10 protein-coding genes are annotated in these 14,321 nt (G+C 28.6%); 6 read left to right on the top strand and 4 right to left on the bottom strand.

The annotated features are described in order from the left end of the window. The first annotated feature begins 15 nt into the window (after positions 1–15). Together PG912_RS13440 and PG912_RS13435 are read left to right on the top strand one after the other, a co-directional pair. A complete protein-coding gene (locus PG912_RS13440; protein ID WP_275687948.1) occupies positions 16–4,266 on the top strand; it encodes a thrombospondin type 3 repeat-containing protein in 4,251 nt (1,416 codons plus the stop codon). Then, positions 4,263–4,958: a fibronectin type III domain-containing protein gene (locus tag PG912_RS13435; protein WP_275687947.1), complete on the top strand. Its 696-nt coding sequence runs from the start codon at positions 4,263–4,265 to the stop codon at positions 4,956–4,958. Before PG912_RS13440 ends, PG912_RS13435 begins: the two co-directional genes overlap by 4 nt. 115 nt (positions 4,959–5,073) lie before the next feature. Here the strand turns inward: PG912_RS13435 and PG912_RS13430 are convergent, their stop codons facing one another. Continuing rightward, on the bottom strand, positions 5,074–6,174 hold the full coding sequence (locus PG912_RS13430) for a serine hydrolase domain-containing protein (RefSeq protein ID WP_275687946.1): 1,101 nt from the start codon (positions 6,172–6,174) through the stop codon (positions 5,074–5,076). Between the two features lie 44 nt (positions 6,175–6,218). Beyond that, complete coding sequence (locus tag PG912_RS13425) at positions 6,219–7,946, bottom strand: SUMF1/EgtB/PvdO family nonheme iron enzyme (protein ID WP_275687945.1); 1,728 nt, start codon at positions 7,944–7,946, stop codon at positions 6,219–6,221. A 244-nt stretch (positions 7,947–8,190) separates the two neighbouring features. Between PG912_RS13425 and PG912_RS13420 the strand changes: the two genes are divergently transcribed. Beyond that, positions 8,191–9,249 carry a sensor histidine kinase gene (locus PG912_RS13420; RefSeq protein ID WP_275687944.1) on the top strand — a complete coding sequence of 353 codons (1,059 nt, stop codon included), beginning with the start codon at positions 8,191–8,193 and terminating at the stop codon, positions 9,247–9,249. Next, entirely contained in the window at positions 9,236–9,934 is a 699-nt protein-coding gene (locus tag PG912_RS13415; protein ID WP_275687943.1) for a LytR/AlgR family response regulator transcription factor, read from the top strand. The genes PG912_RS13420 and PG912_RS13415 overlap by 14 nt, the downstream gene beginning before the upstream one ends. A gap of 103 nt (positions 9,935–10,037) precedes the next feature. Here PG912_RS13415 and PG912_RS13410 read toward each other — a convergent pair whose 3' ends face one another. After that, positions 10,038–11,303, bottom strand: coding sequence for a nuclear transport factor 2 family protein (locus PG912_RS13410; RefSeq protein WP_275687942.1), 1,266 nt, complete (start codon positions 11,301–11,303; stop codon positions 10,038–10,040). Between the two features lie 2 nt (positions 11,304–11,305). Beyond that, the gene (locus PG912_RS13405) at positions 11,306–12,301 is read right to left on the bottom strand and encodes a DUF6624 domain-containing protein (RefSeq protein ID WP_275687941.1); all 996 of its coding nucleotides are present in this window, start codon (positions 12,299–12,301) and stop codon (positions 11,306–11,308) included. Positions 12,302–12,566: 265 nt separating this feature from the next. On the opposite strand from PG912_RS13405, the gene PG912_RS13400 reads away from it, so the two are divergent. Together PG912_RS13400 and PG912_RS13395 are read left to right on the top strand one after the other, a co-directional pair. Next, positions 12,567–13,622 carry a sensor histidine kinase gene (locus PG912_RS13400; RefSeq protein ID WP_275687940.1) on the top strand — a complete coding sequence of 352 codons (1,056 nt, stop codon included), beginning with the start codon at positions 12,567–12,569 and terminating at the stop codon, positions 13,620–13,622. After that, positions 13,609–14,304 carry a LytR/AlgR family response regulator transcription factor gene (locus tag PG912_RS13395; protein ID WP_275687939.1) on the top strand — a complete coding sequence of 232 codons (696 nt, stop codon included), beginning with the start codon at positions 13,609–13,611 and terminating at the stop codon, positions 14,302–14,304. Before PG912_RS13400 ends, PG912_RS13395 begins: the two co-directional genes overlap by 14 nt. The last annotated feature ends 17 nt before the right edge of the window (positions 14,305–14,321 follow it).

Genomic DNA, 14,321 nt, shown 5'->3' with positions numbered 1-14,321 from the left:
ATAAATAACTTTACCATGAATAAAAAAATACTATTTGTTGGCTTACTAGTTTTAGCTATAGGTGGTGTTGTCTTTAACTCAATAGGCTCTAAAGAGACAGCTGCCGACAAATTGAGAAGTCAACATGCAGAATTTTTGAAAAATCACCCTTTTCAGAAAACAGGAAAACTTCCTAAAAAAGAAAGAAAAGCACAAGGCTTGCCACCAAATGCATACTTTGAACAAAAGTATTTAAATGAAATAAACCCTAATACGGGAGTAACTCATAAAGAAGATGTTTTAAAACTTCAAAAAAAGTTAAATGATTTAAGACAAAGTAGAAGAGCACCAGGAGAGGTGGATAATAATTGGGAAGAGAGAGGCTCTGATAATGTAGGAGGAAGAACAAGAGCGTTGATTTTTGATCCTAATGATGCCAGTAATGAAACTGTATTTGCAGGAGGAGTAAGTGGAGGTTTGTGGAAGAATACGAATATTTCAAACTCTAGCTCAAGGTGGGTTCGTGTAGGAATTCCGGAAAACTTAGCTATTTCTTGTATAGCAGTTGATCCAAATAATTCTAAAATATTTTATGTTGGTACAGGAGAGTCATATGTAAATGGAGATGTAAATGGAGATGGTTTATGGAAAAGTATTGACGGAGGAATTACTTGGGATAATATTTTTGGAGGAATTACTAATGCCTCATTTTTAGATACAAACTCTAAATTAACTATTACTTCCCCAGCTGCAATTTCAGGGGATTATGTAACTGTTTTAACAACTACTTTTGGAGGAGATTTATCTGCAAGTGTAACAAAAGAATTAGTTTTAGTAGAAGACGGAACAGTACCAAGCGAAGATGGTTGTGAGGTGATTACTAATAGTTCAGCGTTGGCAGGTAAAATAGCAGTAATCTTAAGAGGTACTTGTAATTTTTCATTGAAAGCTAAAAATGCACAAGACGCAGGAGCAGTAGCAGTAATAGTTGTTAATAACCAAAATACAACGCCATTTAATATGGCAGCAGGAGATAATGCAGTAACAGTAACTATTCCTACTGTAATGATTGGTAAAAAAGACGGGGAGGATATAATTAACGCTTTGAATTCAGGAACTGTTACTGGAACATTATCTGAAGCGAATGTTGATGCTACAAATATTACGTTTGTACCAGGTATACAACATATTAATGACATCGTTGTTAGAAATAATGCTGGAAATTCAGAAGTTTATATAGCAGCGGGAGAATCTGCTTATACGGGAGCTACTTCTTTAGGAGGGGATAGTTTTGGTGTTTATAAGTCAGTTGATGGGACTAATTTTTCAAAATTAAATATTCCGAAAACTTTAGCCGGTAACGAGCATGAACCTAATAATATAGAAATAACAGCTGATAACTCAATATACATAAGTACTACAAGAAGTATTACAAATGGTGATGGAGGAGGAGTTATATTTAATTCTGTAGATGGTACTACTTTTAATAAAGTACATACAATAACAGGTGGATTAAGAACCGAAATAGCTGTATCACCAACAAATGCTAATATAGTATACGTTTTAGCTCAGATGAGTACTCCAGGGGCACCAGTAAAAATGTTTAAAACAACTAATAATTTTATAAGTGTTTCAGATTTATCATTACCAAATGATGTTGATACGGGGATTGCTGCAAATGATTTTACAAGAGGGCAGGCTTTTTATGATTTATTATTAAGAGTAGACCCTAACAATGGAAATACATTGTATGTTGGAGGTATTGATTTATTTAAATCTATTGACGCAGGTAATTCATGGGGTCAGATATCAAAGTGGTCGAATAATAATGAGTTACTAAATTTAGCAGTATCTACTGTTCATGCAGATCAACATGGTTTAGCTTTTGCATCATCAGATAAAATGGTTTTTGGTAATGATGGAGGAGTATATTATTCAAATAATTCAGGAGTAGATATTTTAGCAAGAAATAATAATTACAATACGTTACAGTTTTATACAGTTGGGGTTGCTCCAACAGCAGCATTTGCAGGAAAAGAATATTTTTTAGCAGGTGCCCAGGATAACGGAACTCAATTAGTACAAGAAGCAGAAGTAGGTATAAATAGTTCTATTAGAGCAGCAGGAGGTGATGGAGCTGCTAGTTTCTTTGATACTGATGGAACTGATCATTATTTTATATCTAATTATGTTTATAATCAAAGTATAGTATTATATAATTACACAACAAGTAGTAGCATCATTATTAATGATGAAAACATTGCTAACGGAGATTTTATAAACCAAGAGGAATTAGATTCACAATTAAATATTTTGTATTCTAATTATTCTAATGGAACTGAGTTTATCGTAAAAAGGTATTCAAATTTATTAGGAGTGATTGCTAAAGGAAACTTAACAAATGTATTGATGGATAATGCCCCATCTGCATTAAAGATTTCTCCTTATACCACAGATTCTAGTAAGCTTTATTTAGGGTTGAAAAATGGAAAAGTATTAAAAGTTACAAATGCGAATGTAGGTGCTGGTACTTGGTCAGAAATTACAGGTTCTAATTTTATTGGTTCTGTTTCTGATATTGAATTTGGTAAAGATGAAAATGAAATTTTTGTTACGATGCATAATTACGGAGTTGTAAGTGTATGGCATTCTATAGATGGAGGTGTTAACTGGATGAATAAAGAAGGAGACTTACCAGACTTACCAGTTAAAACTATTATACAAAACCCGTATGATGAAAAAGAAGTAATTATTGGTACAGATTTAGGAGTTTGGAGAACAAGTAATTTCGATGCCGTTTCACCAACATGGAAACAATCATATAATGGGATGAGTAATGTACCTGTTTTAGATTTAGATTTAAGAAATGGTGATAATGTTGTTTTTGCAGCAACTTATGGTAGAGGTATATTTTCAGGTAGTTTTTTAGACCCTAACGAAGATGAAGATAATGATGGTGTAAATAATGATATTGATAACTGTCCAACAACAGCGAATGCAGATCAAGCAGATGTTGATATGAATGGAATAGGTGATGTGTGTCAAGATACAGATGGAGATGGAATTTTAGATATTAATGATAATTGTCCGGAAAAAGCAAATCCAAATCAAGAAGATGCTGATATGAATGGTATTGGAGACGCTTGTCAAGATTCTGATACGGATGGAGTTATGGATAATATTGATAACTGTATAAACACAATGAATGCAGATCAAAAAGATTTTAATAATGATGGTATAGGAGATGTTTGTCAAGATTCTGATACGGATGGAGTTATGGATAATATAGATAATTGCCCAGACACATCAAATGCAGCTCAAACTGATACCGATATGAATGGTGTTGGAGATGTTTGTCAAGATACAGATGGCGATGGTGTTATAGATACTACTGATAATTGTATAAACACTGCAAATCCAGATCAAAAAGATGCTGATAATAACGGAATTGGAGATGCGTGTGAAGATTCAGATACTGATGGTGTTATGGATGATGTAGATAATTGTATTAATACTATAAATCCAGATCAAGCTGATACTAACAATAATGGGATTGGTGATATTTGTGATACAAGTTATTTAAATCAAGATAATATATCTATTCAAACTACATCAGAAACATGTGTTAATCAAAATGATGGTAAAGTTACTATAAATGTAAAGCAAACATTTGTAAGCTATACGCTAACTTTAATAGGAGATGGAATAAATGAAACAAAACAATTAACATCAACATCATATGCTTTTGAAAATTTAGCACCAGGTGATTACGAAGTATGTGTTGAAATTAATGATAAAAACCATAAGCAGTGTTTTGAAATAACAATTACTGAAGCAAATACTATTTCTTTAAGGTTAGCTAAAAATAATCAGTCTAAAGATTATACGATAAATGTAAATTCAGGAACTGCACCTTATAATGTCTTTTTAAATGGAGATTTAGTTAATACGTTTAATAAATCAACTTTTAATATTAGCGTACAAGGAAAAGGGCTTATTGAAGTAACTACAGCAAAAGCTTGTGAAGGTAAATTTACCACAACCATCGATAATGTTTTCTTAAGAAATAACCCTGTTATAGAATCTATAGAGCTTTTAGTACCATTAGAAACAGCTTTAAATGTTAAAGTAACTGTATTTGATGTAACCGGTAAAGTTGTATTAAATCAGAAAATCGAAAGACAAGGAAATCAATTATCAATTCCGTTTAGTAATTATAAATCGGGTATTTATATCCTAAAATTAGGAAATGATAAGACGAACACTTTTAAAATATTAAAAAAATGAAAAAAGTAATAAAATCAATCATGTTATTTTCATTACCGTTATTCGTTGCTTGCGGTGGCGGAAGTAGTAAAAATGAAAAAATAGTAAATGATGCACCAAGCACGGTTAATTTAGAATATCCAACAGAAAATTTATTATGTATAGATAATACGATTGTTTTTGATTGGACAGATGCTACAGATGCAAATAATGATGCTATTCGATATAAAGTAGAGTTTTCTAATAGTAGAGACATGGCTATTATTGTTAAAACAGAAACAGCTAACTCTTCTACAAAATCAATTAATTTAGATAAAGGAGTTGCTTATTATTGGAGAGTGACAGCAGTAGATAGTAAAAATGAAGCAGGCGTACCATCTTCAGTAAATGCTTTTTATACAAAAGGCACAGGAGAAACCAATACAGCTCCTTTTATGGCAGAACAATTAAGTCCTGCTGAAGGAAGCTCTATAGATGCTGGAATCATTAATTTAACATGGAAAGGAGCTGATTCTAATACATCAGATACTTTAACATATGATGTGTTTTTTGACGAAAATACTGATCCAGAAAAAGTAACAACAAATTCAATTACTGAAGAATTATATGAAGTAACTGTTGAAACTGGTAAAACGTATTATTGGAAAATAAATACTATCGATAATTCAGGAGCCAAGTCTATCGGACAAGTTTGGACTTTTACTGTAAATTAAATTTCGAATGAATAAATGCCAAAAAACGACGCCATTGGCGTCGTTTTTTAATTATATAACTCCTATTTTAGGAATTCACAAATAGAATTTAGATTGTGTATTTTAGAAAATAAAATTATTTTTCCCACATTTTTTTCTCGATATTTCTATAGAGATCATCAAAAGCATACGGGTGATTTGCAAAAATAATAATAGCTCTTTTTTTAGTTGGTTCAATTATAGAGATTGTTCTAACACCAGTATCACCACCACCATGCTCGTAATAAAGGTTGTTATTTATAGCCTTTATAAACCAAGTATAATACCCTAAATGTGGTGTATTTACTTTAGGAACAATAAGGTTTTTAGTTCGGTTTTTTAAGATAAACTGATTATTATCAGCATTTAAAAACCCTGCAATTAAAGTTGAATAATCTGTAATAGAAGTTCTTAATTGTCCACCAGGATAATCAGGATATCCATTATGACCTTTGAAGATAAAACCTTTAGATTTACTTTTTATATACGTTTTAGCAACTAAACTAGAGTCTAAATTTTTTAAAAACCAACTAGAATTATTCATTTTCATAGGTTTAAAAATATATTGCTGACAAAAATTTTCATAGCTCATTTTTGATACTTGTTCTACAATATAACCAAGTAAGGCAATACCAGTATTAGAGTATTTAAAAACGGATTTATGATTTGGTTTATCATCATAATGACTCTTTTTATACAGCTTTCCTTCAGGGCTTAAATAATCTTTTAAATAATGTAAATTTAAATTAGAATCTCCTTTTGGATTACTCCAAAAAGGAATATAAAATTTTACATCATCTTTAATACCACTACGATGTTTTAGTAAAAGCTCAACAGTAATTTTTTCGTTAGGAAAAAAAGGATTCTCAACCTTAAAAGGTAAATATGTATTAATATCAGTTTTAAGATCAATCTTTCCCATTTCAACTAACTTAAAAACCGCCATGTTAGTTACTGTTTTAGATACAGATGCAATATGAAAAGGAGTATTTATTGTTGCTTTCTTCTTTAATTGTACATCTCTTAAACCATTAGCACTTAAATGTACAATTTTCCCATCATCAATTACAGCAACAGCTAAAGCAGGTACTTTACCAGCATTAATTTCATTTTTAATTAGTTTGTTAATTTTTGTGTTTATTTGCCCAAAACTAATTACTGTAGTTAAAAGAAATATTAATAAAATTTTTGATTTCATGTGATTTATTTTTTACTGATATAAGTTAATTTTAATAATGTTATTTACTTTATTTTAGTAAATTTAAGTGAAGCTAAACTCCATAAACTTAAGTTTTCTGTTTCAAAAAGAAAGCTTATTTTTAAGTTATGATTCCCTTTTTTTAAGTGTACTTTATAAATATCTGTAGTTCTATTATCTATTTCAGGATCATAATTAACTTCTCCAACCAAATTATCATTTTGATATAACATAAAAAAGTTGCCTTTTTCTCTAGACCAAGGCCATCCTGAGTAATTAAATTTATACCATCCAGTTTCCGATACCTCTATATTAAATTTAATAGTAGCAGCTTTTCTTGTATATGGTTCGCTACGCACTCTTACATAATACAATTCTGAAATATCTTTCTTTGCTTTTCTATAACCTAGCATTACATTATTTAAGGCAATGTTATTTTCCATCTTTATACTACCCGGAATACTAACAGTTTTATTTTTTTTTGCGATTACTACAGGAGTACTTGGTAAACTTGTTTGCTCATTTGTTTTTGCAATAACTCTAAAACTGTTTCCTTTTTTTGTTAATACAACCTTAGTTGAGTTTCTATTAACCTCTACCGTTTTTAATTTATCATAATAATTCTTGTAAAACTTGCCTAATAAATGAGCATAGGAGTTATTTGATTGATAAATGTCGTAACCAACTACATTTAAATTGTTACTTGATTTCCATGAAATTTTATAAATGGAATCTTTTATTTGTTCTAACTCAACATTTTCTGGAGCATTAGGTATTTTTGGCCTTGTTGCAAATCTGATATGTTGTGCTTTTTTTAGTGCTGATTCAAATTTCTTTGTTGATTCATCAACTTTAGTACTATGACCATCTATTGCTAGTCGAAAACCTCTTCTTGTACTAGAAAATTCTGATTCTACTTTAGTTCTTTCTCTATACCATAAAGGTTTTGGTTTATAATGCCAACTACCACCTCTTTCTGTAACAAATTCACATTTATTAGATTTTATATTATATTGTGATTTAGTTTTATATCCTTCATCATTATAGCATGATGAAAGTACTTGTGAAACATTTCCTATAATATCATACAAGCCAAATGGATTGGGGCTATACATACCTACAATAGCTCCATATGGTTCTCCGTCATTTTTATTTGTAGCACCTATAAAACCAACATAACTGGCTCCGAATTCTTTAGAAGCAAAATATTCACTAGATTTATCTGCGAAGTTGGCATATAAATTAGCTTTAGATTCATCATTTCCCCAAAAGTAGGTACTTGTGGTATTTGCTTTTGCAGAATATTCCCATTCTTCTTCTGTAGGTAAACGATAGTTTCGTCCTGTCTTTTTATTTAACCATAGTATGTATGCATTTATATCTTGAAAAGTAATACAAGCTACAGGTTGATAATCGCTATAACTAAGCATATTTTTTTCCCAAGTACCATTACTTTTTTTTCCAGGATCTGAATACCAATTTTGATCTATCAAATCAGGGCATTTTATAGTATTACTTTTATATTTAGTATCATTTATAAATTTTCTAAACTCAGCAACTGTAACCAAGTACTTTCCCATTTGAAAAGGAGCGATTGAGACAGGATGTACTGGTTTTAATGTTTTATCCCCTCTACTTGATCCCATCATAAAATTTCCTGACGGTATATTTATCATAGATGGAGCGGTATAATTCTGAGCAACAGTTGTCCGTTGTATGAATATTGATATAAATAGGATTAACGTTAACTTATTTAAAAACGGAATCTTCATAATTTTTTTAATTTTTAATTAATGAGGTCAAATTTATAAAGTGTTTTTACTCTAAAAATAAACATTAAACAAATAGAGATTATCTAAGTTTATACGAGTGTTTTTAATGAACGAATCAGAAAAAAAGGTTTTATACCCGCAAAATCCTTTTTTATTATACTTTATCAAGTATTGGTAAATTTTTTTTAATGAATTACTAGAATAATTGTAGTTTTAAAAACTTTTTATTTTTGTTTAAATAATTATGATAAAAAACAATAGCTTATTTAAAGTCTTTAATAATACAATTGTAAAACATGCTCTGTTTTGGGTGTTTGCTCTTGTATATTATCTAAGTGTTTCTTGGCCTTATAAGAAAAATAAAATAATGCTTTTAGAAGCGACTTTGTTTGAGTTGATATTACAAATATTGATAGCCTATTTAGTTATTTATTTCTTTATCCCGAAATTCTTAAATAAGAATAAAAAATATGTATTCTTTACTTTTATAGTTGTATTATCATACATAGCTCATTTTTCTTTTTCTATTTTTATTAGTTTTAGGTGGATAAAAGGTACCGAAGCACTTACGCAAACTGATTTTTTTCACGAAAGAATTATCAGTTTTCCTCAATATTTAAGAAGTATACCAAGTTATGCTTTACCAATGATTATTTTGGTAATTTTTAATTATTATAAAAAGCAAAAAGAAACGGCGAATTTATTAGAGCAGAAAAGAACCTCTGAACTTAAGTTGTTAAAGCAACAATTAAATCCGCATTTTTTATTTAATACCTTAAATAATTTGTACGTTTTGGTCTTAGAAAAATCAGATAAAGCCCCTCAAATTGTAGGGAAATTATCTGAAATTTTAGACTATATTTTATATCAATGTAAAGACAAGTTTGTACCTCTTTATAAAGAGATAGAATTATTAGAAAATTATATTGTTTTAGAAAAGGTTAGGTATGGTAATAGAGTAGAGGTGTCTTTTGAAAAAAAGATTGATAATAATAACGTAAAAATTGCACCTTTAATTTTACTAAATTTTGTTGAGAATGCTTTTAAGCATGGTGTGAGTCAAGAAATAAATAAAGCTTTTATTTCGTTATTCATTTCAACTTCAGATGATGAAATTATTTTTAAATTAAAAAATTCAAAACCTCATATTGAAAGTTCAATAAATGAGAAGAGTAATATTGGAATGAGAAATTCAGAAAAACAATTAGAATTATTATATCCCAAAAAGTATCATTTAAATATTATAAATACTGATATAATGTATACTTTAAAATTAAAAATCAACCATAATGGAAAAGTATAAGTGTTTAATTGTTGATGATGAAGAATTGGCAAGAAGATTAATTGCAAGACATTTAGATCAACTATCAAATTTTGAGATAATTGCAAGTTGCGGGTCTGCTTTAGAGGCAAATAGAATTTTAAAGAAAGAATCTATAGATTTATTATTTTTAGATATTGAAATGCCAATCTTAAAAGGAACCGATTTTTTAAAAACCTTAGTAAATAAACCGAAAGTAATATTCACTACAGCTTATAGAGATTATGCTATTGAGAGTTATGAATTAAACGTAGTTGATTATCTATTAAAACCGATTTTATTTGTACGGTTTTATAAAGCTATAGAAAAGTTTTTAGAAACTCAAGTTGTTGTAAACTCAAAAAGTGAGAAAATTTCTAAACAGTCACATATCTTTGTACAGAGTAATAAAAAAAATATTAAAATTTTATTAGAAGATGTATTATATATTGAAAGTTTAAAAGGATATGTGAAAATTCATACTGTAGACACAAATCACTTAATTATTTATAGTCTCGCTGCTTTTTTAGAAAAAATAGATGATAGATTTGTAAGAGTTCATCGTTCTTATATTGTTAATTGCGATAAGGTTACAGCGTATACAAAACAAGATGTTGAAATAGGGAGAGTAGAAATTCCAATAGGAGATTTATATAAAAAAGAAGCCCTAGAAAGATTAAAACTCTAGTATTTATACATTATTTCAGGTACTATCCCATAAAGTGTGTAAGTTTAAACCCTCAAGATTGAATTAAATCCTGAGGGTTTTTGTTTACAAAAGGCTCTTCCATCTAAAACGGATATCTTTTAACGTTTTTATGTTGCCATAAAAGATTGATAATACTCCATTTGTCATCAAGTTTTATTAAGTGTAAATACTCTACCCAATTATCAGAGTATAATTTAACCGTTGCTATTCTGTGATAAACATCTAATATTTTAATTTGATTACTTGGGTTAGGAGGAAAACGAGTATTTGATTTATTCCAATTTGCAGCATTTTCAAGCATTCTTTTTTTAGGAATGGCTGTAACTACTTCTTTTCTTAATTCTCTACTATAACCTACCGTTACTTTATTTAAGCTATCATTCATAACCTCTTGCATTAAATTAGGTTTTAACTCTTGCAGAGCAATTAAATAACCCAAAGAAATTCTTTTAATTTCTAAGCTGTCTTTTTTTGAAGCTATTTTGCTTAACGATATGTGTTGATTACTAGCAATATCTCTTCCTCGTAAAAATTTCATATTAGGATCGTAATGACCTTGTTTAATATAATTTCCCAACTTATCATATTCTTTGACACCAATAGAAAGACCAAACTGATTCATTACCAGTTTGTTATTTTCATCATGATAAGTATACTTTATATGGTTGCCGTTTTTATCATAGGTGTCTTGATACGAAGCAACACCACCAGAATTATTTACAATTTCTAAATTTTCATTTAAATTATAATTACCTATTGGTGATCCGTCTTTTCTAAAGGTCATCCCTGTAACACCAAATTCAAAATAATTAGAAAGATTTCTTGGTTTATTATCTAAACCAAATCTTTTTTCAACTACCATTTTATGTTTTTTAAACCATTGGTAACGGGCTATTTGCCAATTAGATTCCATTGGTTTGTCGTTAATATCAAAAAACTCAAGTTTAGTATAATTCCCTTTTTTATCAACAGTAAAAACTTCTTTATAAACCTGACGGTCGTTCGTTATTCTTTTACCGTTTTTATCTAAAAAAAATCTAGTTTCTGTATTATTTAGGTATGAAATTATTGTTTTGTATGCGCCGATTGAAGCCAAAGGGTGTCTTCTTTCAGTAAAATAATGATTGTTTGTTATTTCAACAAGTTGATTAGCATTATTGTATGTAAAAATATAATGCGACGTGTTTTTGGCAGTTATAGCATTAATTGGATAAGTTCCAGTTAATTTTATATAAGGCGAAACATGGTTGTACCGTAAATGTCTAAAATAATTATTGGTGTTTTGGGCTAGTGTAATACTGGTAATACACAGTGTAAGTAACGAAATTGTTAATTTTTTTAAATTCATTTTTAATTGTTTTTTTGATTTAATGCTCTTTCCTTAGCTTCAAGTTTTGGTAAAATTTTTAAATATGCTTCTACATCCCAGGTTAAGTCCCACCTGTTTAAATTTTCTTGCATAGAATTTAAACCCATTTCAGCTCTTCTTTTATCTACGTTTCTAGCATCGTCTAATGGTAAAACATATGGTTTTTTATTTTCTTTGCTCATTGCTAACTGCGTTCCATACAGTTGTTTTTTTCCTTGCCCTAAAACCAATCTATCATAAAACATCGCATACTGTCTTTTGGGTAGCCAGTTCTTTTTTAAAGCTTCCTGAATCATTGATAAATACTTAAGTTTTACTTCTTGATTTCCATGTTGAATAACAAGAAAAATTGTTAAAGTACCTCTTGCACCAATTTTTTCTTTGTTAGGCCATCCTTGTGTATCTAGTATTTTACTAACTTTAAGTAGATTGATGGAATCTTTGTGTAAAATTTCTTTCCAAAAAATACGCATTTCTTTAGAGTCTCTTCCATATTTTTCTTCTTTACTTCTAATTTGACTTCTTGTGCTTTGATCATCAAAATAAATTTTGTCTAAAATTGTAACCAACTCTTTATCATAATTTTTTTCAATTTTTTGTTTAGTTTTTTGCATTATAGTAATCAACTCATTCCATCTTTTATCGGCTCTAATATTCTTTAAATCATTATCGTTTTTTAAGTGATTAATGTCGTACCAGTTTAAAGTATTTACTGCAATAAATAAATGTTTATAGGCACCATTTAAATTGTTAGCTAAAGCATAAATACATGCTGCGTTGTATCTGTCATTTAAGGGCGCATTTGAATTAATTTTAAATGCTTTTTCATAAATTTTTGCCGAGGCTATAAAATCTTTATCTAAACAGAGTTTCCACCCTTTTTTAATCAATTCTGAATAATTTTTTTTATTTTTCTGGGCATTTAAATTCCAAAAATTTACTACTACAAACAGCAGTATTAAAGTATAGGTCTTCATTTTTTTATTTTTAAAAATCAAACGAATCTAGAAAAATGAATGGTTGCTTTATTTTTTTGTAGACTTAATGGGTAAAAACGTTGATAGAAACTTCTTTTTTATCTTTTAAACGATTAATTTGCTTTAAAAAACTATTTAACTCTACTTTATAGGCCTTTGTCTATTAAAAGAAGCAGCGATAATTTATTTTTTTAAGTTTGAAGTAAAATGTGGAGGTAGCAAAAACGTAATTTTAGCGTTCGCATAAATTGTATATTTAATATTGATGAAAAAAATTATATCTACAAGTATTCTACAAAAAACAATCTTTTGGGTTGTTATGTTTATCTACCTGTTAAGCACTTATTGGTTTAAACAACACGACAAGTTATTTGTGGTGCAGTATATTGCGTTTAAAGTATTTTTGCAGTTTTTATTTAGCATTTTTACCTTTTACCTTCTAATTCCGTATTTTTTAAATAAAAAACGAATTGCTTTATTTGTAGTTGGAGCTTTAATGGTTATTTACTTATTACGATTTTTTTATATCGTTGTTATTATCAATTATTTTGAAGTTTATTTTCCTGAAATTTATAAAATGCGACCACCTTTTTTATTGTGGGATCGATTACTTTCTTTCATTTCTTTTATCAATAATATAATGTGGATTGTTTTTCCTTCAATCATATTAATTGCTATAAAATATTATCAAGATCAAAAGGATATTATTGCTTTAAAGGAGCAAAAAAAATCGACCGAGCTTAATTTACTTAAGCATCAATTAAATCCACATTTTTTATTTAATACGTTAAATAATTTATATGCATTGGCATTAAAAAAATCAGATAAAACACCAGAAGTAATTGCCAAACTTTCTGAGATTTTAGATTATATATTGTATCAATGTAAAGATAAATATGTGCCTATTGATAAAGAAATAGATTTGTTAGAAAACTACATCGCTTTAGAAAAGGTTAGGTATGGAAATAGAGTAACAGTTGTTTTTGAAAAAAATAATATTCAAAATGTAAAAATAGCACCATTAATTTTACTGACTTTTGTTGAAAATGCTTTTAAACATGGTATAAGTCAAGAATTAAATAAAGGGACTATTGACTTATATTTATCAGCAACAACAAAAGAAATTGCCTTTAAATTAAAGAATACAAAACCAAAATCATATCAAGGAAGAGAAGATGTTGAAAAGCATTCAATAGGTATGAAAAACACCCAAAAACAATTAAATTTATTGTACCCAAATAGTGGATATTCTTTAAAAATTAATAATCAAGAATTAAGTTATCATTTAGAATTAAAATTAACAGCACATGAAAAAGTATAAATGTTTAATTGTTGATGATGAAGAATTAGCGAGAGAGTTAATTACTACGCATTTAAATCAATTACCAGATTTTGAAATTGTGGCTGTTTGTGCATCTGCAATAGAAGCTAGTAGTGTGTTAAAAACAGAATCGGTAGATTTAATGTTTTTAGATATTGAAATGCCTGTTTTAAAAGGTATTGAATTTTTAAAAAACTTGGCCAACAAGCCTAAAGTAATATTTACAACCGCACACAGAGAATACGCTATTGAAAGTTACGAATTAAATGTGGTTGATTATTTATTAAAACCCATTGTTTTTACTCGATTTTTTAAGGCGATAGAAAAATTTCTAGATACACAAACGATAGAGAAACCTGTTAATAAAAAGGAAGAAACTACACACATGTTTGTTCAAAGTAATAAAAAAAATATCAAGGTTTTATTTGAAGATATTTTATATATAGAAAGTATAAAGGATTATATCAGAATACATACGTTAGTATCTAAGTTGGTAATTAAACATGGTATTTCTGCCTTTGAAGAAAAATTAGACAACCGTTTTATAAGAGTGCATCGTTCTTATATTGTAAACTCTCAAAAAATAACTGCGTATACAAAACAAGATGTAGAAATAGATAAAATTGAAATTCCGATAGGTGATTTGTACAAAAAGAAAGCCCTAGAAAGATTAAAACTATAAAAGGAATACTAAATTTA

This window comes from Tenacibaculum retecalamus (assembly GCF_027941755.1).
GTDB lineage: Bacteria > Bacteroidota > Bacteroidia > Flavobacteriales > Flavobacteriaceae > Polaribacter > Polaribacter haliotis_B.
The sequence above is the reverse complement of the archived record's forward strand: the minus strand, read 5'-3'. Positions and strand labels throughout refer to the sequence as shown.